This is a genomic window from Sporolactobacillus shoreae, from assembly GCF_004684935.1.
GTDB classification, from domain to species: Bacteria; Bacillota; Bacilli; order Bacillales; family Sporolactobacillaceae; genus Sporolactobacillus; species Sporolactobacillus shoreae.
Map to the genome: position 1 here is coordinate 227,112 of NZ_SRJD01000003.1, position 24,788 is coordinate 251,899.

31 protein-coding genes and 5 tRNA genes are annotated in these 24,788 nt (G+C 44.0%); 21 read left to right on the forward strand and 15 right to left on the reverse strand.

Annotated features, from left to right (window positions below; genetic code table 11):
- Nucleotides 1-32: 32 nt before the first annotated feature.
- A complete protein-coding gene (gene vrrA, locus E4665_RS04535; RefSeq protein ID WP_135347620.1) occupies nucleotides 33-599 on the reverse strand; it encodes a VrrA/YqfQ family protein in 567 nt (188 codons plus the stop codon).
- Nucleotides 600-735: 136 nt separating this feature from the next.
- On the opposite strand from vrrA, the gene E4665_RS04540 reads away from it, so the two are divergent.
- Entirely contained in the window at nucleotides 736-1,629 is an 894-nt protein-coding gene (locus tag E4665_RS04540; RefSeq protein WP_135347621.1) for a deoxyribonuclease IV, read from the forward strand.
- A 175-nt stretch (nucleotides 1,630-1,804) separates the two neighbouring features.
- Here the strand turns inward: E4665_RS04540 and E4665_RS04545 are convergent, their stop codons facing one another.
- Complete coding sequence (locus tag E4665_RS04545) at nucleotides 1,805-2,062, reverse strand: DUF2624 family protein (protein ID WP_241654681.1); 258 nt, start codon at nucleotides 2,060-2,062, stop codon at nucleotides 1,805-1,807.
- A 272-nt stretch (nucleotides 2,063-2,334) separates the two neighbouring features.
- Here E4665_RS04545 and E4665_RS04550 point away from each other — a divergent pair, with 272 nt between their 5' ends.
- The 3 genes from E4665_RS04550 (at nucleotide 2,335) to E4665_RS04560 (ending at nucleotide 4,500) form a co-directional block, all read left to right on the forward strand.
- Complete coding sequence (locus E4665_RS04550; protein ID WP_241654666.1) at nucleotides 2,335-3,327, forward strand: sensor histidine kinase; 993 nt, start codon at nucleotides 2,335-2,337, stop codon at nucleotides 3,325-3,327.
- Nucleotides 3,328-3,422: 95 nt separating this feature from the next.
- Nucleotides 3,423-3,791 carry a hypothetical protein gene (locus tag E4665_RS04555; protein WP_135347623.1) on the forward strand — a complete coding sequence of 123 codons (369 nt, stop codon included), beginning with the start codon at nucleotides 3,423-3,425 and terminating at the stop codon, nucleotides 3,789-3,791.
- Nucleotides 3,792-3,921: 130 nt separating this feature from the next.
- Nucleotides 3,922-4,500, forward strand: a complete 579-nt coding sequence (locus E4665_RS04560; RefSeq protein WP_135347624.1) for a nitroreductase family protein — start codon at nucleotides 3,922-3,924, stop codon at nucleotides 4,498-4,500.
- Nucleotides 4,501-4,596: 96 nt separating this feature from the next.
- Here the strand turns inward: E4665_RS04560 and ispG are convergent, their stop codons facing one another.
- Nucleotides 4,597-5,706 (reverse strand): flavodoxin-dependent (E)-4-hydroxy-3-methylbut-2-enyl-diphosphate synthase, encoded by a 1,110-nt coding sequence (ispG, locus tag E4665_RS04565; RefSeq protein ID WP_135347625.1) that lies wholly within the window; start codon nucleotides 5,704-5,706, stop codon nucleotides 4,597-4,599.
- Between the two features lie 128 nt (nucleotides 5,707-5,834).
- Entirely contained in the window at nucleotides 5,835-6,164 is a 330-nt protein-coding gene (locus E4665_RS04570) for a hypothetical protein (protein ID WP_135347626.1), read from the reverse strand.
- A gap of 201 nt (nucleotides 6,165-6,365) precedes the next feature.
- Here E4665_RS04570 and E4665_RS04575 point away from each other — a divergent pair, with 201 nt between their 5' ends.
- From E4665_RS04575 to E4665_RS04610, 8 genes are all read left to right on the forward strand, one after another.
- Nucleotides 6,366-6,992, forward strand: a complete 627-nt coding sequence (locus E4665_RS04575; protein ID WP_135347627.1) for an NfeD family protein — start codon at nucleotides 6,366-6,368, stop codon at nucleotides 6,990-6,992.
- 155 nt (nucleotides 6,993-7,147) lie between these two features.
- Nucleotides 7,148-7,222, forward strand: a tRNA-Asn gene (locus tag E4665_RS04580).
- 1 nt (nucleotide 7,223) lies between these two features.
- Nucleotides 7,224-7,297, forward strand: a tRNA-Met gene (locus tag E4665_RS04585).
- A 15-nt stretch (nucleotides 7,298-7,312) separates the two neighbouring features.
- Nucleotides 7,313-7,385, forward strand: a tRNA-His gene (locus E4665_RS04590).
- A 4-nt stretch (nucleotides 7,386-7,389) separates the two neighbouring features.
- Nucleotides 7,390-7,466: transfer RNA gene (locus E4665_RS04595), tRNA-Ile, on the forward strand.
- A gap of 8 nt (nucleotides 7,467-7,474) precedes the next feature.
- A tRNA-Ser gene (locus E4665_RS04600) sits at nucleotides 7,475-7,564 on the forward strand.
- A 226-nt stretch (nucleotides 7,565-7,790) separates the two neighbouring features.
- Nucleotides 7,791-8,420 carry a superoxide dismutase gene (locus E4665_RS04605; RefSeq protein WP_135347628.1) on the forward strand — a complete coding sequence of 210 codons (630 nt, stop codon included), beginning with the start codon at nucleotides 7,791-7,793 and terminating at the stop codon, nucleotides 8,418-8,420.
- Nucleotides 8,421-8,625: 205 nt separating this feature from the next.
- Complete coding sequence (locus tag E4665_RS04610; protein WP_135347629.1) at nucleotides 8,626-10,716, forward strand: peptidoglycan D,D-transpeptidase FtsI family protein; 2,091 nt, start codon at nucleotides 8,626-8,628, stop codon at nucleotides 10,714-10,716.
- 78 nt (nucleotides 10,717-10,794) lie between these two features.
- On the opposite strand, the gene E4665_RS04615 is transcribed toward E4665_RS04610, so the two are convergent.
- Both E4665_RS04615 and E4665_RS04620 read right to left on the reverse strand, forming a co-directional pair.
- Nucleotides 10,795-11,319, reverse strand: coding sequence for an MltG/YceG/YrrL family protein (locus E4665_RS04615; RefSeq protein ID WP_135347630.1), 525 nt, complete (start codon nucleotides 11,317-11,319; stop codon nucleotides 10,795-10,797).
- A gap of 6 nt (nucleotides 11,320-11,325) precedes the next feature.
- A complete protein-coding gene (locus E4665_RS04620; RefSeq protein ID WP_135347631.1) occupies nucleotides 11,326-11,532 on the reverse strand; it encodes a hypothetical protein in 207 nt (68 codons plus the stop codon).
- A 352-nt stretch (nucleotides 11,533-11,884) separates the two neighbouring features.
- Here E4665_RS04620 and rpmG point away from each other — a divergent pair, with 352 nt between their 5' ends.
- From rpmG to E4665_RS18085, 3 genes are all read left to right on the forward strand, one after another.
- Nucleotides 11,885-12,034 carry a 50S ribosomal protein L33 gene (rpmG, locus tag E4665_RS04625; protein WP_100488611.1) on the forward strand — a complete coding sequence of 50 codons (150 nt, stop codon included), beginning with the start codon at nucleotides 11,885-11,887 and terminating at the stop codon, nucleotides 12,032-12,034.
- 193 nt (nucleotides 12,035-12,227) lie between these two features.
- Nucleotides 12,228-12,797 carry a 5-formyltetrahydrofolate cyclo-ligase gene (locus E4665_RS04630; protein ID WP_135347632.1) on the forward strand — a complete coding sequence of 190 codons (570 nt, stop codon included), beginning with the start codon at nucleotides 12,228-12,230 and terminating at the stop codon, nucleotides 12,795-12,797.
- Nucleotides 12,798-12,871: 74 nt separating this feature from the next.
- Nucleotides 12,872-13,024, forward strand: a complete 153-nt coding sequence (locus E4665_RS18085; protein WP_167815111.1) for a hypothetical protein — start codon at nucleotides 12,872-12,874, stop codon at nucleotides 13,022-13,024.
- A 34-nt stretch (nucleotides 13,025-13,058) separates the two neighbouring features.
- Here the strand turns inward: E4665_RS18085 and E4665_RS04635 are convergent, their stop codons facing one another.
- Complete coding sequence (locus E4665_RS04635) at nucleotides 13,059-13,910, reverse strand: hypothetical protein (RefSeq protein WP_135347633.1); 852 nt, start codon at nucleotides 13,908-13,910, stop codon at nucleotides 13,059-13,061.
- A gap of 176 nt (nucleotides 13,911-14,086) precedes the next feature.
- Here E4665_RS04635 and E4665_RS04640 point away from each other — a divergent pair, with 176 nt between their 5' ends.
- The gene (locus E4665_RS04640; RefSeq protein ID WP_135347634.1) at nucleotides 14,087-15,070 is read left to right on the forward strand and encodes an ROK family glucokinase; all 984 of its coding nucleotides are present in this window, start codon (nucleotides 14,087-14,089) and stop codon (nucleotides 15,068-15,070) included.
- 186 nt (nucleotides 15,071-15,256) lie between these two features.
- The gene (locus tag E4665_RS04645; protein WP_135347635.1) at nucleotides 15,257-15,988 is read left to right on the forward strand and encodes a class I SAM-dependent methyltransferase; all 732 of its coding nucleotides are present in this window, start codon (nucleotides 15,257-15,259) and stop codon (nucleotides 15,986-15,988) included.
- 53 nt (nucleotides 15,989-16,041) lie between these two features.
- Here the strand turns inward: E4665_RS04645 and E4665_RS04650 are convergent, their stop codons facing one another.
- The 6 genes from E4665_RS04650 to comGC all read right to left on the reverse strand — a co-directional run bounded on the left by E4665_RS04650 (nucleotide 16,042) and on the right by comGC (nucleotide 18,273).
- The gene (locus E4665_RS04650; RefSeq protein ID WP_135347636.1) at nucleotides 16,042-16,245 is read right to left on the reverse strand and encodes a YqzE family protein; all 204 of its coding nucleotides are present in this window, start codon (nucleotides 16,243-16,245) and stop codon (nucleotides 16,042-16,044) included.
- Between the two features lie 133 nt (nucleotides 16,246-16,378).
- Nucleotides 16,379-16,765: a competence type IV pilus minor pilin ComGG gene (gene comGG / locus E4665_RS04655; protein WP_241654667.1), complete on the reverse strand. Its 387-nt coding sequence runs from the start codon at nucleotides 16,763-16,765 to the stop codon at nucleotides 16,379-16,381.
- Nucleotides 16,749-17,201, reverse strand: a complete 453-nt coding sequence (gene comGF, locus E4665_RS04660; RefSeq protein WP_135347637.1) for a competence type IV pilus minor pilin ComGF — start codon at nucleotides 17,199-17,201, stop codon at nucleotides 16,749-16,751. The genes comGG and comGF overlap by 17 nt, the downstream gene beginning before the upstream one ends.
- On the reverse strand, nucleotides 17,198-17,527 hold the full coding sequence (locus tag E4665_RS04665) for a type II secretion system protein (RefSeq protein WP_241654669.1): 330 nt from the start codon (nucleotides 17,525-17,527) through the stop codon (nucleotides 17,198-17,200). Before E4665_RS04665 ends, comGF begins: the two co-directional genes overlap by 4 nt.
- Nucleotides 17,508-17,978 (reverse strand): competence type IV pilus minor pilin ComGD, encoded by a 471-nt coding sequence (gene comGD, locus E4665_RS04670; protein WP_135347638.1) that lies wholly within the window; start codon nucleotides 17,976-17,978, stop codon nucleotides 17,508-17,510. Before comGD ends, E4665_RS04665 begins: the two co-directional genes overlap by 20 nt.
- Nucleotides 17,944-18,273, reverse strand: a complete 330-nt coding sequence (gene comGC, locus E4665_RS04675) for a competence type IV pilus major pilin ComGC (RefSeq protein ID WP_135347639.1) — start codon at nucleotides 18,271-18,273, stop codon at nucleotides 17,944-17,946. The genes comGD and comGC overlap by 35 nt, the downstream gene beginning before the upstream one ends.
- A gap of 235 nt (nucleotides 18,274-18,508) precedes the next feature.
- Between comGC and E4665_RS04680 the strand changes: the two genes are divergently transcribed.
- The 3 genes from E4665_RS04680 to E4665_RS04690 all read left to right on the forward strand — a co-directional run bounded on the left by E4665_RS04680 (nucleotide 18,509) and on the right by E4665_RS04690 (nucleotide 21,149).
- A complete protein-coding gene (locus E4665_RS04680) occupies nucleotides 18,509-18,736 on the forward strand; it encodes a hypothetical protein (RefSeq protein ID WP_135347640.1) in 228 nt (75 codons plus the stop codon).
- A gap of 93 nt (nucleotides 18,737-18,829) precedes the next feature.
- Complete coding sequence (locus E4665_RS04685; protein ID WP_135347641.1) at nucleotides 18,830-19,726, forward strand: PhzF family phenazine biosynthesis isomerase; 897 nt, start codon at nucleotides 18,830-18,832, stop codon at nucleotides 19,724-19,726.
- 262 nt (nucleotides 19,727-19,988) lie between these two features.
- Complete coding sequence (locus tag E4665_RS04690; RefSeq protein WP_135347642.1) at nucleotides 19,989-21,149, forward strand: RNA-guided endonuclease TnpB family protein; 1,161 nt, start codon at nucleotides 19,989-19,991, stop codon at nucleotides 21,147-21,149.
- 126 nt (nucleotides 21,150-21,275) lie between these two features.
- On the opposite strand, the gene E4665_RS04695 is transcribed toward E4665_RS04690, so the two are convergent.
- Nucleotides 21,276-22,160, reverse strand: coding sequence for a GNAT family N-acetyltransferase (locus tag E4665_RS04695; protein WP_167815112.1), 885 nt, complete (start codon nucleotides 22,158-22,160; stop codon nucleotides 21,276-21,278).
- Nucleotides 22,161-22,282: 122 nt separating this feature from the next.
- Here E4665_RS04695 and E4665_RS04700 point away from each other — a divergent pair, with 122 nt between their 5' ends.
- Nucleotides 22,283-23,614, forward strand: a complete 1,332-nt coding sequence (locus tag E4665_RS04700; protein ID WP_135347644.1) for an aminotransferase-like domain-containing protein — start codon at nucleotides 22,283-22,285, stop codon at nucleotides 23,612-23,614.
- 255 nt (nucleotides 23,615-23,869) lie between these two features.
- On the opposite strand, the gene E4665_RS18795 is transcribed toward E4665_RS04700, so the two are convergent.
- A complete protein-coding gene (locus E4665_RS18795) occupies nucleotides 23,870-24,076 on the reverse strand; it encodes a transposase (protein WP_479681294.1) in 207 nt (68 codons plus the stop codon).
- Between the last annotated feature and the right edge of the window lie 712 nt (nucleotides 24,077-24,788).

A 24,788-nucleotide genomic window follows, 5' to 3' on the forward strand; every position in this document is an offset into this window, starting at 1 on the left:
TGAGAACACAACGAAGCCGATATCGGTGACATTTATATATACATCCGCGGTTTTGAAGGCTTTGTTTTCAGTTGGTCCGTATCCCGAAGGCTTTCTGCTTCCTTACGTGTTTTTATGACCGTTTTACGTGACGTGGTCTGTAGACTTGGCGTCGGTTTTTCTGCCGCCTCATCAGTTTTTTTCTCGTTTTTCTCTTCTTCGTGTTCTGGCGTTTCAGTATCCGTTTCTTCGGCGCTTTTTTCTGAAGACTGCATGCTTTTCAGTACGCCGAGAATGGCCGGAGCGTTTTTAATGAGCGGTCCAAACTGTTGAATCATGGGAATCATTGTCTGAGCCGTCTGAATGGCTTTCTGAGCATTCATCAGCATTCCAAACAGATTGACGCCGCCTCCCGACTGGCCGGCCCCCTGTTGCATTAGAGACGACAGAATACCAGTGAGACCGCCTGCAGACGGGGGAGGACTGGGTACAGGCGGCATCTCCCGCATCATGGTGGGAAAGAGGGAGGGAAATCCGCTCTGAGGCCTCGGTGGGAAGAGAGAGAAAAAAGAAGGCTCCCGAAATTCAGGAAACATCGAATTTTGCTGGAACGGCGGCATTATTATCCCTCCCTTCGAGATGTGAGCTGATATTCAGTGTATGTCAGAATCAGGGTTTGGGTGAATCCGCAAGTATACCGTTCGCCACACCAGATATGATAAAATCAGTATAAATAAAGAAAACGGAGTGAAATCCATGCTGAAAATTGGTTCACATGTTCATATGTCTGGAACAAAAATGTTGCTTGGTGCGAGCGAGGAAGCGGCAGCATTCGGAGAGTCAGTCATGATGATTTACACGGGAGCGCCTCAGAATACGGTGAGGAAGCCTGTCGAGAAGTTGAATATCGAAGCAGGGCGTGAGCATATGAAGGCCCATCAAATTGAGGAAGTGGTGGTTCACGCCCCTTACATTATTAATATCGCCAACACAGTTAGGCCGGAAACATTCGCATTAGGCGTTTCATTTTTAAGAAAAGAAATCGACCGTTCCGAAGCGATCGGCGCGAAACAGATTGTTCTGCATCCGGGTTCACACGTCGGCGCGGGAGTTGACGCGGGAATTGCAAAAATTATTGAAGGGCTGAACGAAGTGCTTGATACGACGGACTCTGTTCAGATTGCACTGGAGACAATGGCTGGAAAAGGCAGTGAATGCGGCTTCCGATTTGAACAACTGGCGAAAATTATTGACGGCGTACGACTGAATGAAAAGTTATCCGTCTGCTTTGACACTTGCCATACAAGCGATGCAGGTTACGATATTACGCAAAATTTTGACGAAGTTCTGAAGGAATTTGACCGGATTATCGGAATAGAACGCATCCGGGTCGTACATGTGAATGATAGCAAAAACCCGCAGGGGTCCAGGAAAGACCGCCACGCGAATATTGGATTCGGGTGCATAGGCTTTGAAGCCCTCAATGGTGTCGTCCACCATCCGCTTCTTGAATCCGTTCCGAAAATTCTTGAGACACCTTATGTAGGGGAGGATAAAAAAAATAAAAAACCTCCCTATAAGTATGAGATCGACATGTTCAGAAATCAGGAATTCAACGAAAAGCTGATTGAGGAGATACTCGAACAGTAAGTTTATCCTCAAATTTCAATGAAACACTTCCTGGATTCCTGAAATTTCTTAACAAGTGGCTACGTGAATATTGAATGCTGATTTTGTTGCTCTATTGATTCGAGCGGATCGCCCGCGGAAAGCGTGCGTTTGGAGCGAAAAAGAGCAGGCAAGTTAAACAAAGTCTAATAAAAAATTACTGATACTTTGCCATGAGCTGTTTAAACTTCTGATCCAGTTCCTGAGCGAGAACGGGGCCAAGCTCTTCAATGAAAATCCTTCGAAGTTTTTCCTGACCGGCGGGTTGAAAAAGGTCAATGTTTTTTCCCCTGACCCGTCCCGCGACTCGGGCAGCCTGATTTCTTGTTATCGGGATGTTGAATTGTATTGCCTGTTCATAAAGCTCGTCGGCGCTCACCTGATTAATCCTCTGATTGATCATTGCCTGAATCATGGGATGCACTTCGTCCACTCCAATTCATTTGTTATTATACACAGGATAGCCTATGATCGGATGACGGAAAAGATACTGACACAAGGGAGATGCCGAATGAAAAATAAGTCGGATTGTGTCAGATAATAATTTATATATTTGTCTATATCATTGAACACATTTCAAGTATAATTAATGACAAATAAGAGAGAATTTTTCGCTTTTACTGAAATTTGCAGAGAAGTTCTTGGGGAGCGTCGGCATTGAAATCGGAATACATGTAAAGAGGAGTGATGACCATCATATATCATGAATCCTTTCTATCCGTTTCTGAAAAAGATGTATTTGAAAATCAGCTGTCGATGGAGATCAGGCTGACCCTTGCTCCAAATGGGACTGTTCTGGACTGCAATAAAAACGGAAAAATACTGGTTGACCGTTTTGGCCGTTCATTTTTGAATTTCTTTCCTGATGAGAGTGTGGGTGAGGCTGAAGATTACCTGAAATCCATTCTGGACAGCGAAGAAGTGGTTGCGGCTTTGCTCCATGACCGGACAAGGGATAACGGAGTCGGTACATTATATAATGGGTTCAGCAAAAACGGGACTATTTTTCTTGCTGGTTTTCAGACGACATTGCTGACACACCTGGCCGCGGAGTTTGTCCATGAACTGCGCAATCCGCTGGCTGTGATTAAGGGCTTTGTACAACTATCAGCGTTAACCCAGGATTTCTATAAATATCAGGGGACCATTTTATCCGAAATTGACCGGATGCATTCTCTTCTGGATAGCTTCCTGAAATTATCAAAGAAAAACATTATGATGCAGAAGATACCTCCGGACAAGTTATGCTCATCAATGATCGCCCTGATTTCATCTGAATGCACAATGAGGAAAGTCGATTTGGATTATGATGTAGCCTTTTCTGAAAACGCATGCAATGCTGATATCTCGATGATCAAGCAGGTGGTGCTGAATATCACGAGAAATGCGCTGGAGGCGCTTGATGGTAAAGGAGAGCATGAGCGGCATATTTTTTTCAGGGGATCCGTGGAAGATAAAGGATACAGGTTTGCAATCAGCGATAACGGCCCAGGGATGGAAACGTGCATACTTAAAAAGATTGGTCAGCCGTTTTTTACCACAAAAGAAAACGGGACAGGCATTGGCCTTTCGCTGAGCAAAAAAATAGTGGCAGAGCATCATGGCAGTTTTTGCGTCAGCAGTGCTGTCGGAAGGGGCACAACGATCAGTTTTCTCCTTCCATTCGTATCCGATTCTTAACACTGAGCGGCCTGAATTTCCAAAAAGTGCCTAGGTGAAATCATTCGAAATGAGTCACACTATATGTGATCCTAAAAAGAAGGCGAGGGGTCACATTGGCTGGTAAGGATCATTTTGATGAGGGATCATTATATGATAAGCGGCATGCTTTCAATAATGAGGAGTATGCGAAGGAACTGGCAGCCGATCAGTACGATCCGGAGGCCGGAGGCGATCGGTCTGATAATCATAGACCGTCACGATCCGGAGACCGGGATTTGATTGAAGGCGGCAGGGGAATGGGCTGGCTGTCGCTGGTACTTTCAATTGCCGCGCTTTTCTTTCTTCCTGTCATCCTGGGCATTGCGGGTATCATTATCGGCTACATTGCCTTTCGTCAAGGCGCCCGTACACTCGGAGGATGGGCAATCGGAATCGGGGCTGTCGCTGTCTTGATTCAATTAATGGCACCTCTTTTTTGGTGACACAAGCAAAAAGACGCTTTGTTTAATCAAAGCGTCTTTTTGCATGAGCTTTTTTCAAGTTAATGGATGTGATATATGTTACAATATTACCGACAATTAATGCAAAATGGTTCAAAAAGGAATGATCAGAATGGATGCACTGGAAGCAATTAAAACAAGGCGTTCAATCAGAAAAGTTAAAGATGAGCTGCCGCCAAAAGAATTGATCATAGAAGTACTGGAAGCCGCTCGCAGAGCTCCGAATCATTTTAATACCGAGCCTTGGCACTTTATAGTTCTAACCGGTGAAGGGCGTGCCAAGCTTGGGAGGGTGTATGGAAAAATTAATCAAAGCGGCCTTGAAAATTCGGATCAGGCAGCGCTCGACGATGCGATGGCAAAAGGTATTGCCCAAGCGAAACGCGCACCGGTGATTATTGTTGTTGCCATTGAGCCGAGTGACAACCCGAAAGTCAAGAAAGTCGAAGAGATTGCGGCAACAGCGTGCGCTGTTGAAAACATGCTTCTCGCCGTTCACTCACTGGGCTTGGGCGCAATATGGAGGACAGGTAATCCGTCCTACACCGATCTCATGAAGCAAAGTTTTGACGTTTCCAGTGAAGGACTGGTCCTCGGTTATCTTTATATCGGCTATCCGGAAGAAGGAGTGGCACCCAAGGGACCAGAGAGAAAAACGGTAGATGAGATTGCGGACTGGGTAGAAGCATAAGTTTCTGTTTGTGTCATTTTAAAAATTTTTTTGCCTATGCTTGGCTAAAGAAAAGGGAGGAGCGATATCGCTCCTCCCTTTTGATGGGGTGTGGAATCAGATATTGATACCTTCCTGTTCCGCCTTTTTCTTAGCAAAATAGGCTTCAGCAAGTTTATCAATTTCAATTTTCAGTTCTTCAACCATCCGGTCTTCAGGAACTTTGCGCAATACCTCACCATGCCGGAATAAAAGTCCTTCTCCACGTCCTCCGGCAATTCCGATGTCTGCTTCGCGCGCTTCGCCGGGACCGTTCACAGCACAGCCAAGAACGGAAACTTTAATCGGTGCATTAATATGATCAATGTATTCTTCGACCTGATTGGCGATTTTAATCAGATCAATTTGAATCCTCCCGCAGGTCGGGCAGGAAATAAGTGTCGCGGCATTTGTCAGTCCGAATGTTTTGAGCAGTTCGCGGCAAACCTTGATTTCTTCAACAGGATCGGCTGAAAGAGAGATGCGCATCGTGTTACCGATTCCTTCGTGAAGCAGAATGCCCAGACCTGCAGCGCTTTTGATACTTCCGGAAAATTTAGTTCCTGATTCAGTAATCCCGAGGTGAAGCGGATAATCAAAAGCCCGCGCGGCTTTTTCATAGGCCTCTACAGCGAGATTAATATTTGACGCTTTAAGTGAAACGATAATGTCATGAAAATCGAGGTCCTCAAGAATCTTGATATGGTGAAGGGCGCTTTCTACCATGCCATCAGCGGTAGGGTAGCCGTATTTGTCGAGAATATGTTTTTCAAGCGAACCCGCGTTCACACCAATTCGGATCGGAATATGCTTGTCTTTAGCGGCTCTGACAACAGCCTCGACATTTTCCTGTTTTCCGATGTTGCCGGGGTTAATACGTATTTTGTCTGCTCCGCCTTCGATCGCTTTCAGAGCAAGTTTATAATTAAAGTGAATATCGACGACGAGAGGGATATGGATCTGGCGTTTTATATCAGGAATTGCGAGCGCATCCTCCATCGTCGGGCAGGCGACTCGGACCATCTGGCATCCTGCATCTTCAAGGCGATGAATCTGTGCGACAGTGGCCTCAACATCCCTTGTTTTGGTAGTGGTCATGCTCTGTATAATGACTTCATTGGTTCCGCCAATGGTTAGATTTCCGACTTTCACTTTTCTGGTCTTCGTACGATGCGTGATTTCAGACACAGAACATTCGCTCCTTTATTAAAGCAAAAATATATTGCCGAGAAAAATACTCAGGCAATTAACAGTATATCATGAATTGTGGCGGAGCACCTTTTTTTGTTACTGAAGGAATGAAGAAAAGTGCCGGATCAAGATTTCTGACTATAGACAGGAAAAGAGTATACTTTGCCAATTTGAAGATGGTTTGGGTCTACTGATGGATTCAGTATAGAAAAATTGTTGATAACGTCAGTAATGGGAGGAACCTGGTTGCTGATACGTTCGGTGACAGAGAGGAGTGTATCACCGGGAGCGACAGTGATCCTCTGAAAAGGGACTGCCGATTTTTCCTTCACCTGGTTTTGAATCGCTGTGGTCGCAACTGTCTTCCCGGCGGGCAGTGATCCCGAGGTAAGATCGGAATAGCTTGTCCAGCAGGCGACCAAAAACAGAATAGTAAAGATCCGCTTCTTCATCATCCCATCAACTCCCTCATACATTTATATGCGGCAAAAATGAAAGATATGCATCATTTTATTGAAAAATTTAAAAAGGAACTTTCACACTTTAACTGCGTATGGTTTAATGAAAGTGTTCTATGTATGTTAAGCGAACACTCTTAGTTTGACTTACGGTCAGTTCTATCAAGGATATCCACTGACAGAAAGCGGGTGCACTTATTGGAATTTTTATCTTATCCAGCAGGCGGCTTTATTGTGATCCTATTCGCTTCATGTTTTCTCTTCGCAGAACTTATTGTTAAAGCAAAAGGAATTCTGGCGATTATGGGAAGCGGGCTATTTATTTCCTATTTTTCTTACTTTCTGACGGATCAGGCTTCTCCATGGATCGTTTTTCTCCTCGTCGGCGGGCTGGTATTGATCATCATTGATGGTAAAATCTTCACGACAGGGATCATTGGTGTCTTCGGTTTTGTGCTCATGATTTTGGGATGCGCACTGCCTGCTCCGACGCTTATTTACGGTATGCTTGTAGGCATCGCTTTTATTATCGGGTCCTGTGGCTCTCTTTCTTTTCGGAAATGGCTACCGACTCGGGACTATCTGGACAAACTGACGTTACATGATAAGCTTTCCACCGACAGAGGCTACAACTCGATCAATGCCGATTACCACGATCTGGTTAATAAAACCGGTGTGACACTCACGCCCTTTCATCCGGTAGGAACGGTGAAGATTGACGGGAGAAATTACAGTGCGGTTACAGATGGTATCTTTCTTGAAAAAGATGTGCGGGTTAAAGTTGTCTCTGTGGATGGAACCAGAATCGTGATTGATCAAGCGTGAAAAACCACACATGGTTTGTCGATTAAAAAAAGTTGTTGTTATGTCCATACATTTATGGTATATTATTTCTTGTCGTTGGGACGGGCATTGAAGCCTTAAGAAAATGTTGACAGGCTTCATTGCTTGTGTTAAATTAGTTCATGTTCTGAATTTGTTCCACAGTAGCTCAGTGGTAGAGCAATCGGCTGTTAACCGATTGGTCGTAGGTTCGAACCCTACCTGTGGAGCCATGGCGGTGTAGCTCAGCTGGCTAGAGCGTACGGTTCATACCCGTGAGGTCGAGGGTTCGATCCCCCCCGCCGCTATTTTTTTACCCAATGGCGGTTATGGTGAAGTGGTTAACACACCGGATTGTGGTTCCGGCACGCGTGGGTTCGATCCCCACTAACCGCCCGTTGGACCCTTAGCTCAGTTGGTTAGAGCAGACGGCCCATAACCGTCCGGTCGTAGGTTCGAGTCCTACAGGGTCCACCACTTATTGTGGAGGAATACCCAAGCTTGGCTGAAGGGATCGGTCTTGAAAACCGACAGGGGCTTCACGGCTCGCGGGGGTTCGAATCCCTCTTCCTCCGCTTTTCTACATAATTAACACCCATAACTAAGCACCCGGGAATTGCTCTTTGAAGCATTTCCGGGTGTTTCCATTTTAAATGAACTATAGGGCACGATCCTGCAGCACATTTACCTGTTAAATTTCTTGATTTGAAAACGCTCTTTTGATACGTTTATTTTGTAGATATTTGTCAGCCCCTTCAATTTCGGTGTTTCGATCCGTTGAAATCAGAGGAGGAGATAATCATGACTACTTTGGCTGGTTATAAGTTGCCTGAACTTCCTTATGCCTATGACGCACTGGAACCGTTTATTGATGAGCAAACCATGCGGATTCACCATGACAGGCATCATGCGACTTATGTTGCCAATCTGAACGCGGCGCTTGAAGGATACCCCAATCTCATGGATCAGCCGATTGAAACACTTCTCAGCGATCTTTCGGCAGTTCCTGAATCAAAATTGATTACTGTTAGAAATAATGGGGGAGGTCACGCCAACCATTCACTCTTTTGGGAAATTTTATCATCGGAAGGTGGTGGTTCTCCCGAAGGACCTGTTGCCAAAGCAATAGAGCAGTCTTTTGGGAGCTTCTCCTCTTTTAAGCAAAGATTTACGGAGTCAGCATTGAACAGATTTGGTTCAGGATGGGCATGGCTTGTGTCTGACGGAGCAGCTCTAGAAGTGATGAGCACCGCCAATCAGGATTCACCCCTGTTTGACGGAAAACAGCCGCTGCTGGGAATTGATGTATGGGAACACGCCTACTATCTGAGCTATCAAAATCGTCGCGCCGATTATGTAAAAGCGTTTTTTAATCTGATTAACTGGAATACAGTCAATCAGCGATGGAACTTGCTCAGGCATCTAAAGTGAAGGCTCCTTTTGACAGAAAGCCGCCCTGAAAGTAAAATTAAATCGTAAAAAGTTTAATCGGGACACCATACAGTGGTGTCTTTGTATTTATTGAAAAATTATTATCTCCGACGTTGTAAACAGGCTTTGTACTCACGAATAATTGTGATAATTGAGGGATCCACGCCGGTTTTGTGCGGCGGTTAGATTAGGGGGAAAAAGGGATTTGGTTAAAGAAACGGTTAAAAACAAAGGAACGAAAAATAATTTGCCCCTGAGAATCAATATTTTATTTCTGGTTGTTTTTCTGGCTTTTGCGGGACTGGTTCTCCGACTGGCTTACGTTCAGATTGTAAATGGTCAGCATTACAAGAACGCCCTTAACGCAAATCATTATCAGACAGCGAGTATTGATTCTGCGCGGGGAAAGATAATGGATAAGAACGGTGTGGTATTGGCCGATAATAACGCTGAGCTGGCTATTGTATACATCCGTAACGCGGGACTGAACGGTTATAAGAGTCTTGACATTGCGAAAAAGCTGTCCAATCTGATTACGATGGACAACAAGGCTGTTCAATTAGTCGCCCAGAAAGACAAGCAGGAGTATTATGTCCTGACCCATTATAAAAATTTGCAGCAAGCCTATGATGCATTTTTAACAAAGAATGAACAAAAAAATTACAGCAGCAATCCGGCGCAGGAATACAATCTGCTGCTCAGTCGCGTTCCTGGGAATCTACTGTCAAGCTTTACAGCTAAAGACTACCAGATCATGGCTATTGATCATGCGTTCAATCAGGCGTCAAACCTGAATCCTTACATTGTGAAGCGCGGGCTCAGCGTCAACAGCCAGGAATATGTTGATGTGGTCGATCATCTGAGTGAATTTAACGGAACTATTCAGACCGCCGATGTCTCTTCCAGAGTCTATGCCAAAAATAAACCATTTTATATCGGGAATGTCGGTCAGATTCCTGCTGATAAAATTAACAATTATCTGGCTGAGGGCTACAGCCGGAATGCCATGGTCGGCGTCAGCAACCTTGAGGAAGAGTATGAATCTTACCTGCGAGGCATACCGATGAAACTCACCTATAATACGAAAAAAGGGGTGCCGGTCGGAAGTCCGACAATCAAAGAAGGGCAGCGCGGTGATGACTTGCAGCTGACTATTGACAGCCGGCTGCAGAATCAATTGACAAAGATTCTCCAGTCAAATATTAAGGCGGCACGCGCCATAGCAGGAAACGGCCAAAATAACAGCGCCTATGCCGTTGTGATGAATCCGAAAACCGGCGCGATTCTGGCAATTGGCGGACAGCAGTTTGTCAACGGCAAATTCATTGATGCTTCCAATGAGGCCATCAATTCACAGTTTGAAATGGGTTCCGCCGTGAAAGGGGCCACGGAGTTAACGGGTTATCGTTACAATGCGATGCCTTCCTCTTTCTACGATATGCCGATACAGTATCCCGACATGAGTGCGAGTGGGCAGCACCGGGAGTTTACATCATGGGAAGGACAAACCGGACTGGGCATTCAGACGCCGGAACAGGCGCTTGCTCATTCATCAAACGTCTTTATGGCTAAGATTGTCTCCAATATGGCCGGTATTACCCTGACACCAGCGGGTGGGCACTATAATGCGACACTTCCTGCGGCAAATTCCCCGCGCTTTATGCAGGCGATTAATAACATGCGCAACGGCTATAATGAGCTCGGCCTTGGGGTGAAAACGGGGATCGACCTGCCGACAGAAGGGACCGGTTATAACGGCGGTATGCCTGCTCAATCTGGTTTGATTCATCAGTTCGCGATTGGACAGTTTGACACGTATACACCGCTGGAAATGGTTCAGTATATTTCAGCCATTGCCAACGGAGGCTATCGCGTACAGCCTCATCTACTTGGTTCGGTTCATGCACCTGGCACTGATCCCAATACACTTGGCCCGACGGTTTACACGTTTAAAACCAATGTACTGAATACCATTAACAACAGCCAGCATGATATCAAAAGGGTTCAGCAGGGGCTTTATTTAGTCACTCACGAAGCCGGAGCAACGGCGACATTGCTTGGAACGGGACCCAATGTGAAATATAAAATTGCGGCGAAAACGGGTACGGCGCAGATTGACCCGAACAATCTGAATCTGTACAATGAAACACTGGTTTCCTATGCGCCTTATGATAATCCGCAGATTGCGGTATCTGTCGTTGTACCAAAGGTTGAGCATGGTACTCAGAATCAGCAGATCGCATTGGATGTTTACAAATATTATGATCAGCTCTATCACTATACAAGCGGGAATTAACAATAGAGAAAAATAAAAATCAAAAGAGCGGGGCGAAGAAATATCTTCGCCCCGCTCTTTTGATTAAGTTTTTTTATTTTAATGATTTTTTGTAATAACCTGAGCGATTTTCTGTATCGACATGTCGCTTGATACTTTGAATGTTCCAAGCTGAACGTACTTTTCGAGCTTTTTGGAGTGCATATATTGATCGAAAGCATTCTTCTGATTCGATTTCAGTATTTTAGCCTGAACCAGACTGTTTGAAATATCCCCCGGTAGCATGCCGGCCTTAATGTTAAGATTGTAGGTTACTGTTTTTGCTTTCCCCGAATTTGTTTTCGGTTTCGGATTACTTTTTGATTTCTTTGCAGTCTGATCCGTTTTTGCGGTTGCCTTTGTGTTCGCGGCCTGCCACTGATTATATGCGTCAACGTCAATCGCTTTCCTGTGGTGGCTGGTGAGGTATTGAGTGACTGTCGCCTCAGTCAGTGGAGTTTGCTTTACAACCTTTTGTGCGGAAGACTGCGTCCCCTCATTAAAGATCAGATAATAGAAGAAAGCAAAAACGGCAGTTGCAATCAGAATGCCGGCTGCAAAACCACGTATTCCATTTTTAGTCAATACGATTCACCCTTTAAAGTTGTCCCGGTCCCCGATCATGACTTCTTCCTCGAGCACCCTGATTTTTTTCTTGACCTTATACAATTCCTGCATCATAGTGATTGAATTTTCTTCGAGCTGACTCTCAACCTGTTTGACACTGTCCTGCTTGTAATAAGAAAAAGCAAGTGCGACAAGTCCGACAATCACAAGCAATAAAATGATAAATCCCACAAATGACCCCCCCATGCTTTATTAAAAGTGACAAAAACAGGCAATAGACTCAATAAAACAGACATAGTGCCTGACTTATTCGTTTATCGCAGCCAATGATCATTATCATTTATATCATAACTCGACATATTTCGAAAGAAGGACAGGGAAAAAGAAAGAAGATTGTAAAGAAACTAGAAAAAAATACCGGAAATGCGGAAAGTGGGAATCAATTTGAATGACTATTTCATCATCAATTTGACGGCTGATAAAATCATAGCAGCTTAGGTTGAACCAAAATGGATTTTCTGTTAATATAAAGTGTATGTTTTTGCTGAGGAGAAACAAGTCAGCATCGGAGGAGGGATAAGACATGCGTGTTAAAGTGATTCTTGAAAATACGGAAACCGGCGATCGTGACTACATTACAACGAAGAATAAGCAAAAGAATCCGGATCGGCTTGAGTTAAAGAAATACAGCCCGAAGCTGAGAAGGTATGCGATCTACCGCGAAACAAAGTAACAATTTCCTCAAAAAGCCGCTCAGCGGCTTTTTTTTTAAGATACGGAAGTGAAAATCTGGCCAAAATAAAACAGTGAAAGCGGATCGCCCGCGGCAAGCGAGCAACCGAAGCATTGATTCAATACTTCAATAACCCAGGGTCACTGATCAGGGACCGGGCTTGCCCGGTTTTTCTTATCCGGAGGAACAGAGAATGAACCAAGAGAAACAAGTGATGCGGAACCGAATACTGCACGATCTCAGGACAATGGACGAGCATCATTTCAAAAAAAAATGCACGCGAATACGTGATCGTTTATTTAATGAGGCGTTGTGGGTTCAGTCCAGATGTGTTGCTTTGACTTTTTCTGTCGGAAGAGAGGTGGAAACAGCGGCGATTATCTCCAGAGCATGGGCTGAAGGTAAAACGGTCACTGTTCCGAAATGTAATTCTTCCGATAAATCGTTGACATTTTACCGAATCAAATCCTTCACCCAGTTGGAATCTGGTTATTATGGGTTAACAGAGCCCAAACCTTCTGAAACAACTCCAGTGTCCGATAACGAGCCTGATTTAGCGATCGTTCCAGGAGTCGTTTATGATCACAAAGGGTACCGCATCGGTTACGGAGGAGGTTACTATGATCGCTTTTTGGCCCACTTCAAAGGAAAAACCATTTCTCTTCTCCTTGAAGCTCAGCTGGCCGAAAGCGTGCCTGTTGAAACCCATGACATCCCGATAGATGTTCTGATAACAGAACAGCGGACGATAGAGATAAAATGATCAGCAATTTTGAATGAAAGCGGGACGGATGAGTCAGACTAGATGTACTAAGAGAGAGAAGGAGCATCTTTTCGATGAAAAGGCCATCTGTTTTACAGGGAATAATTTTGGCTGTTGCTGCAGTCTATCTGTTCAGAAAACGCAGACTGATTTTTGAAATGGCGGCGGCTTGTCTCGGCTGTTATTGGGTCGTACACCGCCTTATTGATTGTGAAGGTAAAGATTGAACAGGCAGCGTTGTAAGCTGTTAAATATCTTGCATTAATGAAACAGCTGTTTCAGCAGAATAATCTGTTTATCAGCTGTTTCAATGACAATCAGTAAATGATCTTCGCCAATCAGCAAAACGGGTATCCGGCTTCCCGCAGCGGCTTCAAAGGTTCCCTGCGGAGTCTGTAATCCGTTAACCACCGCTTTATAAATCCCCTCCCAAAGCTGCCCCGTGATTCGCATGGCTTTTTCCCGACTGAACGGGAAAATCTGGTTGAAAGACGATTCTGTAAGTTCATTCAATGGAACAATCCTGTACCCGTTCAAATTAAATCCGTACTTTGATGCCGTCCGCTTTAACAAATCAGACTGGCTTTTGACCAGTCTGTCTTGATAGGATGCCGTTATTTCTTCTTCAGCCGCAGTCCGTGCTTCTTTAAAAGCGGCCAATTTTCCACCATTTTTCCAAAGATACAACTGATCTGAGGAAAGCACTTCTTTTCCGAAGATCTGATCATTGACGTGTACTTCAGCCTGATGAACGGAAAGACTTTGGTAGAATCCTGGCAGAGCATTGAGCTGTCTGCTTTCAGAAAGTGACCGTTCATTTCTTTTCCAGTAATTGATTGTAGCAATCAGGCGGCCGTTTGCATACAACAGAGAGAAGTCCTGCATAAAATAAGCGGGACGATTGATTTCTGAATGAACAGTCCATTCAAGCTGTTTGTTCCTGTTTCCGGGATTCAGGCGTGTCCATGCTTTTTTATAAATAATGGATCCGTTGTCAGGGAAATAAGTAATCACGGGACGTGACCCAAAAAAAGCCGATTTGGTCTGCAGGAGAAACACAGCAGCAAAGGATATAATTGTCAGAATCAAAATATAGATTATTCTTCTGCGCATCGGATCACTCCCGGACAAGTTGATCTTACATAATCTATTCAGTATCACCCTGAAACATGACGCGCAGATCAGGCGTCATGTTTTTTTGAAAGCGATTTGATTTTTTCTATTGGCAAAAAGCATTCAATGGGCGAAAATAGAATAATGAGATCACTTTTAAAAGGTGGGTGCAAAAAATGTCTGAAATAATGAATATTGGTGTTGATCTGGGTGGAACGACCACAAAAATGGCTTTAATTGATGATTCCGGAAAGATGATCGATAAATGGGCGATAGCCACAAATACGATTGATAACGGGAGCCACATAGCAGATGATATCAGCGCAAGTGTGATCAAAAAAATGAAACAGTACAACCTTGACCGGTCGGAGGTCAGAGGGATCGGTATGGGCGCACCCGGTTTTATTGATATGGACACAGGGTTTGTTTATAAAGCGGTCAATATTGGGTGGGAAAACTACCCGTTGAAGGAAGAGCTGGAGAAATTAACCGGTTTGCCGGCAATTATTGAAAATGATGCCAATATGGCTGCTCTCGGTGAAATGTGGCTTGGAGCAGGGCAGGGGGCCAAAAATCTGATCTGTGTCACGCTCGGGACGGGTGTTGGCGCGGGAATTATCTGCGACGGAGATATTCTCCACGGTGTAAGCGGTATGGCTGGTGAGATCGGCCACATTACAGTTATTCCGAAAGATGGTTCTCCCTGTAATTGCGGGAAAAAGGGCTGCCTTGAAACGGTGTCGTCCGCTACCGGGATTCGGCGCCTGGCATTGGAGGCATTGGATTATAACGATTCGGAAAGTATTTTGAGAGAAATATTTGAACAGAAGGGTGATATCACGGCGGAAGATGTCTTTAATTGCACTGCAAAAGGTGATCCACTTTCGTCGGCTGTTGCGGAGAAAGCTTCGTATTACCTTGGCTATGCGCTTGGCGCTATATCGATCGTCGTCAACCCTGAAAAAATAGTCATTGGCGGAGGGGTTTCACATGCCGGTGCGACTCTTCTTGATCCTCTGAACAAATACTTCAAGAGATTTTCAATGCCAAGGGTATCCGGAGCGTGCACTATTGATATTGCACGGCTGGGAAATGATGCCGGAGTGATCGGTGGAGCATGGCTTTCTAAAACAAAGATTAAGCAGATACACACCGCCTGAATCTATGAATCTTGCTGTCTGCTGTAGTTTTTTGATCCAATGAGCCAAACCATGGACCATCACGTCAATGGATGGTTCTTTTTTTTATTGGATTCTTACGGATGTTCAATCATCAACTTACCCATTCACACAGCCCCAATGACACTCATACGATGATCATTAAGAAGATGTCAGGGAGCGTGTACAATGAAAAAAAACAGGTATATTGATTTTTTGGCGAAACTGGCAGTAGACAGCGCACATCCGGGCGGAAAAACACTGACAGAAGCCATTATCCGTGATCTGTCCATACAGGCACATGATCAGGTCCTGGATGTTGGGTGCGGAACAGGGGCAACCGCGGCGCTGGTGAGTGAAGAGACAGGAGCAGTTGTAACCGGGATGGACATTCATCCGAAAATGGTTGAACGGGCTGAGGCAAGGGCTGTAGTGTCCGAAAATCCATTTCGGGTGATCACCGGATCGGCGGAATGCCTCCCTTTTGCGGACAATAGATTTGACTGGATCATATCTGAGTCCGTTACTGCATTTACGGATATTCATCAATCTGTTCCTGAATATTTCCGGGTTCTCCGGCCAGGTAAAAAACTGATTGCCATAGAAATGACAATTGAAAAGTCTTTGCCTGAGCAAGACGGCTTAGTCATAAAAAAATTATATGGTGTACCGGAACTTTATACTGAGGAGGACTGGCAGTGTATATGGAACGATGCAGGATTTATCTGTATTGAATCACTTAAGGACAGCGATTTCATTCTTGATCAAAGTCAAAATGAGCTTCCTTCTTACCAGCTTTCCGGTGAGCTGGATGAAGAAGCCTTTGAGGTCTGGCTGGATCACATGCAGATGCTTCAAACCTATAAAGATGTTCTCTCCTATCGAATTTATAGGATGGAGAAGCCATCAACCTCAGAATAATACTAAAGCCCGGTATCCGATACCGGGCTGCTTTGCATTATGTGCCTGTAACTTTATCTTTCTTTGTTCCGAAACAAGCGAATAAATTGCTTCGCATAGCTTTCAATCGCATCCGGAATCTGACCAAAGAGCTGGTTGCGCATGGGGGGACGGGCAGCCTTTTGTTTGAGCCTGTTTTCCCTCCGTTCCGCGCGAGGCGTTTCCATGTAGCGGACAAACTGCTCGGTCAGAAATTTCACATACTCATCAGATTTCATGCGTGTAATCCCTCATTGTTTTTACCTGCAGGATACCCGGACTAAGGAATTTTGATACGTCAGTGCAACAATTTCATTAATCATCCGGTCAACAGATTTTCCAGTCACATTAATCACGAATGAGGCGTGAAAATCATGGATCGATCCTTTCCTGCCATCCGATGATATCTTTACCATTGAGATCATAGACTATTTTGTCAGTTTCCGAATCCGTTCCGAAACTCACTGTGAACTTTACTTCTAATTTGCCCTCGGTCTCGCTGGTTGTGAACGCTGCCGTTCCTGTATCATAGACGAAGCTGCCACGCTCAGGCAATGTTTTTCCGCGGACAGACTGGTCAATCTCAGATAGCGTGTTTTCACGGAGTTGACGGAGTTGGAAGTCGGTATAAGCCGAATGAAAAAAACTGCGGTCAGAGTCTAATAAAAGAATGGCGTGCAGAACTAAGACAAGGGACATTAATGAAAAGATCATTGTCAGAGGCAGCATAAATCCCCTCTGGTTATGGCTGACTTTCATCAGCACCCTCCTTATATTTATAAAGCATGTCCGCCCAGAAATGTTCACGGCCATTACTGTCGGTTATTTGGATCGAGACAAAGCGGCCTTTTTTTTCGAACCATATGTCTTTAACATGTTGCAGAACAATCTCATAACCTTGTCCCCCGACAGTCCGGATGATCCGCTGCGGATTTGAACGTTCAAAAGTTACTATTCCGCCGGTTCTTTCAAGCATTAGTTTTTTATGGTCCGGCGAGCTGTTCATGCCATCAGCAAGATGGAGCTCGGTCGCTGTTTGAGCGAAAAAAAGGTTAATCTCACGATCCTGGCTGAAATCATCTTTGAATCTGCCAGCCACAATGTGAAACAGGGAAGCAGCGAGAAGAAGCGCAATGGTAAAAATACTGAGGGCAAGCATCATCGAAATGAGAGAATAGCCTTTCTGATTGTTCATTTTCTCGCCTCACTGTGCATTGTGAAATGGCGTTCGCCAATCGACCAGCTGATGGAAAGTATAGCTGAATGATCCGTTTTCTTTTCCCAGTTTAAAATAAATTTCGAGTCATTCGGATCATACGGAGTCATCTGTTGATCCGCTTTCCACTGAACCAGCTGATACCGGAGTATACGAAGCGCTTCTGTTTTTTGCCGCAGAACCAGACGTTCTTTGTAAACGTGGGATAGCGCAGGGATGGAAGTTAGGATGACAAACGAGAGAATACAAAGTGAAACCATAACCTCGGTGAGGAAGATTCCTTTATTACCAAGCCGCCCGCTCAATTCGGAACCTCCCCTGACCAAGCTGCAGAATCAGTTGATACTTGATTGATCCCATGAAAAAGGTATAGGTCCCGGGCTGCAGAAATTTGCCAACGGGGCTTATTCTGATCGTTTGGGTGTTCACATTGCTGTACATGACGATACGTGGATCCATTTTTCTTGTAACAACTCGGTTAGGTTTAATGATCTGGTAATAATCATTCTGGCTGTTAAAAACTATTCTGACGGGTAAAGAAGTCAGGACGGCATCCATCTGCGCCTCACTGATTGTATCCCGGATCTCTTCGGCAAATAGCCTCATTTTCTGTTCATCAGATGTATGCGACAGAGGTAGAAAATAAATCGGGGTAATAATGCAGGCAATGGATACGACAATCAACAGTTCAACAAGGGTAAATCCGCCCTCGTGAAATGGATTAAGGTGCGCTGACTTTTCCCGTTGTTGAATCATAAATCAGGTCCTCACCTTCGGACGTTTTGATTGTGTCGACATAGTCTTGCTGAACGAGAATATCGAGCGAGTTTGGGAGCGCGCCATCATTATCCATCTGATAGGCGGAAATCTGGCTTTGCACCATCTTGACGGTTGCTTCAGTACTTTTATCCTGAACGACCGCTTGGGACTTGATCATATTGGGTACAGCAATTAGAAGAAGGATCGAGATGATCATCAAAACGACCATCATTTCGATTAGAGTGAAAGCTCTTTCAGAGGCAAAAATCAATTTACGAAGGGTTTTAAACATGTGAAGAACTCCTTTGTGGTGGGATATGAACGATTTGAAGACAAGCTTTGATTGAAGATGAAGCAGAAGAAAATGTAAAACAGAAGAAAAACGGGAAGGAGTGAAGCGGCAGGGGAAAAATAGAAAGCTACAGAAAAAAGAATAACACCTCCTAACAGGTCAGCAGAGAGAGGGGATTATAAATAAAAAATTCGACAGCATTGGATCTAATCCTTTTTTATAGGACAAAAAAATTGTGACAAAGTTCAAAACCTACTGCACAAAGATTTTTCTGCTTTGCGACTCCATCAAGAGAAATGGTCTCCGAGGTGACCGTTACGGCGTCTTTACAGAGGCTGATTTTTCATCTGCTTGTCCGAAAATCGCGTTTGACCATTACGCAGATAATATAGGAAAAGTGGAAGATAAAGATATACTGAAACACTATGACGGACTGCTGAAAAAATTGGATTGTTTATTATAATTTTTTGATAAACCGTTCATGTGTCTTGAAATATGAGTGATTTCCCCCTAATCTAACCTCTAGGAATAACATTTGCACAGAGGGGTCATAAAAGTGAAATCAATAAAGGTTTATCATTATGATGCATTTACTAAAGTAGCCAATAAAGGTAATCCAGCGGGTATCGTCTTTGATAGTGATAATCTGACAGAAGAAGAGATGCATAACGTTGCCCATAAAGTGGGTTTTAATGAAACAGCATTTGTTTTAAAATCCGGAGTTGCTGATCTCAAGTTACGTTACTTTACACCAGGTCAAGAAATGAGTCTTTGTGGACATGCAACTATTGCAACCATATATGCATTAAAAACGAGAGGAATGTTAGGTGATAACAAAGAAATAACTGTTGAAACTCTGGCAGGAATTTTGCCAATAAGAGTTAATTCAAAAACAAATAATGAAATAATGATTACAATGCAACAAGCTGACCCACAATTTAAAGAATTTAAGGGTTCTAAGAAGGACCTTGCAAGGTTAATCGGATTAAATGAGAGCGATATTGACGACAATCTTCCCATCGTTTATGGGAGTACAGGGACTTGGACTCTTTTGGTTCCGATCCATCAACTTTCTGATTTTAAGAAAATGAAACCAGAAAACGCATCGTTCCCATCTCTATTAAAAGAAGAACCACGAGCATCGATTCATCCTTTTTGCTTGAAAACGTTCGATTCTCTTGCGGATATGCATGGCAGACACTTTTCTTCACCTTATTCAGGCACTACAGAAGACCCTGTTACGGGTACCGCTTCAGGCGTAATGGGGGCATTTTACGCTAAATATATTAAAAAAAATAACTTTGAAACCTCTTTAAATCTTATCATCGAACAAGGCAATGAAATTCATAAAGATGGCCGGGTTATTGTAAACATCTCAAAAAGTGGTACTTCTTATGATGTTGAAGTTACTGGAAATGCTGTATATGTAAAAAGATTTGAAATGATCATATGAGCTGCGCAGTTCGTATTTAACTACGTAGCAGCCACATATGTAGTTTAAAGAAATTACTGTATTTTTTAATTAAGCGATAAATACATCTTTATTGTACGAATAAGGAGTGTTTATTAAGGGTTGCCAGCGGAGAAAACTCGTCCACTTTAATGACGAGATGAATCCGTGTCTGGGACAACCTCATAGAGGGAAGATCACCGGACTTTCTTGTGTTAAAAAGCGAACATGTGTTCTATAATCATCTCTGAAGGAGGTGAACCCCATGGTCACGAAGGGCTTAAAATTGAGAATCTATCCTAACCAACAGCAACGTCAGCAATTGGCTCAAAACTTTGGCTGTGTGCGTTTTGTTTGGAATCAGATGCTGGCGATGCTCGAGGAGCGGCATGAAAATAATCCCAAGGCTTCTTTTTTGACTGCGTATGCGCTGAACAACCTGCTTCCTTTGCTGAAAAAGGAACATCCCTTTCTTAAAGAAGCAGAGAGCACCAGCCTGCAGGTCACCAATCAATATTTAATAGAAGCTTTTCACGCGTTCTTTAGAACAAAAAAAGGGCATCCCAAGTTCAAAGCCAAACACGCCTTCAAGCAAAGCTACACCTCGAAATTTGTGAAGGGCAACATCCAGCCCGTCGGCCATCATGGGATTTGCCTGCCGAAACTGGGGATTCTTCGCTTTAGAGCGGGACAACAAATCCCGGAGACGATCAAACAAGTCACTCTGAGCTGCACACCGACAGGGAAATACTTTGCCGTCTTAACCGTGGAAGGCGAAAGCCAAGCCTTCCTCAAAACCTGTCAAACCATCGGCTGTGATTTAGGGGTCGCAGATTTGCTTATTGGTTCCGTGGAGGGTCTCCGATGGCCCACCACTCGCTTTGATCAAGGCTTAGCCCGTAAGCTCCGGCTCTGGCAGCGAAAACTAGCTCGACGGCAGCAATTGGCGAAGAAAGCCATCGCCTGGGATCGCCATTTAAAGGTGCCGGTGCCCCAAACGATGGATCACTTTAAAAATGTTGCCCGAGCCCGCCTTCAGGTGGCTCGCATCCAAGAGAAGATCGCCCATCAGCGGGCGGACAAGCTCCATAAATTGACGACCCAACTCGTGAAGACGTATGACCGGATCGCCCTGGAGAACTTGAAAACCAAAAATCTTCTTCGGAATCATACACTCGCCCGGGCAATCGCCAACCAGTCATGGGGTGAACTCCGGCGGCAGCTCACCTACAAGTGTGCGTGGTACGGCAAAGAACTCGTGCTTGTCAATCCGTACAAAACGTCGCAGCTCTGTTCGACCTGCGGGCATGACGATGGGAAGAAGCCACTCAACGTGAGAGAATGGACCTGCCCGCAATGCGGCACGCGCCACGACCGAGACATCAACGCGGCCAAAAATATTGAACATCTCGCTTTTGGTGGTTAAACAAGCCGTCTATGGGCTCGGGACGAGCCCTGGTTAACAGCCGTGGCCTCTGCTTTGGTCTTCTCAAAGTAAGCGAACGGTGTTCCCAGAAGCGTGCCATTTCAATGGCGAGTAGTTCACCGCCTTTTAGTATCCCCTATGGAAGTGCCTTGTTGTTTCATACAAAAATGGTAAACGATAATATGGGATTCTTTTGCATTCTTCAAAGCCTAACTTCCGTGCAAGCTTTCTGGAACCGATATTTCCTGAGCTACAGGACCAGACGGGTTCCAATCCATGCTCCAGACAATAATCGATCAATTGGGCACATACGCTTGCGGCAAATCCGGAACCGCGATAATCTGCAGCTGTCTCAATCCCAATTTCAAGTTTATCCTCAATTACAAAGGATGCGAAAGCGGTAGAAGCAGGAATTTTATCATTTAATAGCAATGTAAAACCTATGCCATACTCTTCAAAATCACGGAAACTATTCCAAAAGTATTTCGGCGCTACATTTCCAGCTAACTGATTGAAAATATTTTCTGTTGTTGAAACGATTTTTTGATGTTCATTTAGAAGATTTCTCTGAAAGGTGAGATACTTTTTTTGCTGAAAGATAAAGTTGATTCTCTGATATTCCAAGACTTTGTCCGCTTCCACTGCTGACGGATCGCTGTACGGCTCTTCTGGAGCTTTTTTCCTTAGACTATCCTCTAAAAGCGCATCCATTTTCGAATACAGCGCGGCAGGGTATACCTGAAGCCATTCCGCTCTCTTTCTGGTTTTGTCAAAATCGAGCAAATGAGGTCTCAAGCCTTCATAAAAATCTTCTTTCCCATGCTCTCCAAAAAGCAAATCCATTCCATACGGATGCTTAAGATAAAACGACGACGGAGAAACGCTGTCATCGGCAAAAATTTTCCCGTCCACTTTTCCTTCCAATACGGACATAGCAAATAAAGTATTGATCTCCGCTGTACGGAGAACTGGAATTAAGTCCCGAAACTTCTCCTTTTTTAATTCAATCATCAAGGTTACCCCCTTGTATTTCGTTGGCATTAGTATATAATGCAATAACTAATAGTTCAAACACTTGATATTTGATCTGTACTACTACAGTCAATTAAATACTGTGGAAATGGGTGGGCTCCATGTCGAAAATGGAATTGGTGAAAGAATATATTCTGGGAGGAATCAAACAAAAACGATTTGTGGAAGGTCAAAAGGTTCCGGGATGCAGAGAAATCGCCAAAATTCTTTCCGTAAATAAAATTACGGTCAACAAGGCCTTTAAAGCCCTGGAAGAGGAACACTTCCTCTATTGCGTTCCAAGAGGCGGATACTATGTAGTCAAGTCGGACTTTGAAGAAGCACCATTATCTAAAACAATCGATTTTCAAACGGTAGCACCCGATCCCACGTTAATTCCCTATCAAGCCTTTACCCATGCGATTAACCAATCCATCGAAGAATATAAGAAGAAATTGTTTTCCTATGAATCGCCATTGGGCTTCGCTGAACTGAGAAAAACGCTCCAAGAGAGACTGGCACGGGATGGAATTTATGCTTCAAGCTCCCAAATGATGCTTACCAACGGTGCCCAACAGGGAATTTTCCTCGCTCTGAAAACTATTTTCACGGTTCCGTCGGAAGGGAAGCTTTTAGTAGAATCTCCAACCTATCACGCGGTTCTCGACATGGCTAAGTCGTTAAATATCGATTGCTCGACAATTCGGCGGGACCCCACCGGGATCAAACTGAACGAATTGGAACACGTTTTTCAAGCAGAGCGGATTAAGGCGTTCTATATCATCCCGAGATATCATAACCCAACAGGATATTCTCTTTTGGAAAATGACAAGAAAATGATCGCGGAGCTTTGCGGTCGCTACCACGTTCTGATGATTGAAGACGACTATCTGGCAGACTTGGGGATGGATAAAAGGTGCCTTCCGCTGCACTATTATGACACCAATCAGCTTACAATTTATATCCGCAGTTTTTCAAAGACATTTCTGCCGGGGATTCGTTTAGGCGCAATGGTGTTTCCTGATGCTCTGCGTGACACAGTTATTCAGCAGAAGTATTTGTCCGACATCTGCACTTCCAGCATTGCACAGGGCGCGCTGAATTTCTTTTTAACATCGGGGATGTACGATCGGCATATTCGCAAAGTGAACGCATGCTATCGGCGGAAATTGGTGAAGGCTAAAGCAATTCTGTCACATGCCGATTTGACAGGTTTTTCTTTTCACGTACCCAGACAGGGACTTTTCCTTTGGATTACGCTGCCCACTGAAATCTCAGTCGAACGGATTGCTGAAAAGCTCGCTCAAAAAAATATTAGGGTCTCTCGATATGGTATGTTTAATAATGAGGTGCAGGGCCTTCGTCTCTGCATTGCAGGCGTACCTGAAAAAAATCTGGATTCATTAGAAACTATGCTAAATGTAATCAAAGAGGAGAAGAAATTTATAAATTGAACCATTGAAAACTTTTCTGACTTTTTCTTGAAGCACTGCTTGAAAGCGCTGGGTAGATTTTCTCCAAACAAATGTGTAGCGATTTGAATCGGCTTCGATTTTTGTGCCATCCAAGTAATAATTGTTGCCAAAGACGTAGCCTTGTTCCAACATCTGGGCAATAAAGTCTTCGAAAATGTCTTGGAGACAGGTCTCCATCTGGTGTACACGAAATCGGTTGATCGTTGGAAAATCCGGCGTTTGTTGATTCGCCAGCTACATCATTGGCAGATTCTCATGCAACGCACGTGCAATCTGTCTGCAGGGGTACCATTTTTGTGTATAAGCAAAGAGCGGGATTTTGGTCATCATTCGAGGATGATGGGACGGACGACCTCCACCTTTGTAAGCTTCGAGGAAAACCTCGCGATCAATTCCGTTAACAAAAGTGTTGACAGTCCACGCCATGTGGTTATTGGGAATACTGTCTGATAATGTTTTTCAAAAAAATCGCCTTCTTTTAATGGGATTCGGATAATTTAATTTTAAAAAAATTGGTGTTTTTTTTTCTGTGATTTTTTTTAGATGCGCTAAAAAATGAGAGGGATAAAAATTCCCCCTCGTCTTTCATCTGCTGACCTTTTGAGACAGCCTCGTTTAATTAGCAATCAGAACTTATAGTTTTTGAGTTGCTTGACATTGTTTCTCATTACAATTTCCCACCGGAACAATTTTTCTATGATTTGCAACAAAATCATAGAAATAATCACCTAATCTTATCACTTTTAGAAACTGCCGTTGGCCAATGCGTTATTGTGATTTTCTATGTAGCTGCAGCCGCTGCATATAATCTAGTTTATTATTAATATCCGTTCAAACCCAGTACTACAATTATTCAGCTCAACCCATATCTTCTGACCTAAGCAGGTCAGCGGCGCTAGCAAGCTTAGTGACAAGTGTAAATAATTAAGGAAACAATTACCGGGTAGTGTTTGCCCGGATTTTTTCTGTTCATCTTTACCAATAATTACGAAGTATTATGTATAATGCTGTTGTTGGGGTATAAATCCTGCATTCCCATATAGTGTAACGATAATCCTACTTAAAACTGCCGAAAACACTTATATACAGCGGTTTTTTTATTGACTTTATCCTCGTTACATATTATAATATATGTAACGAGGAGTTGGCAGCC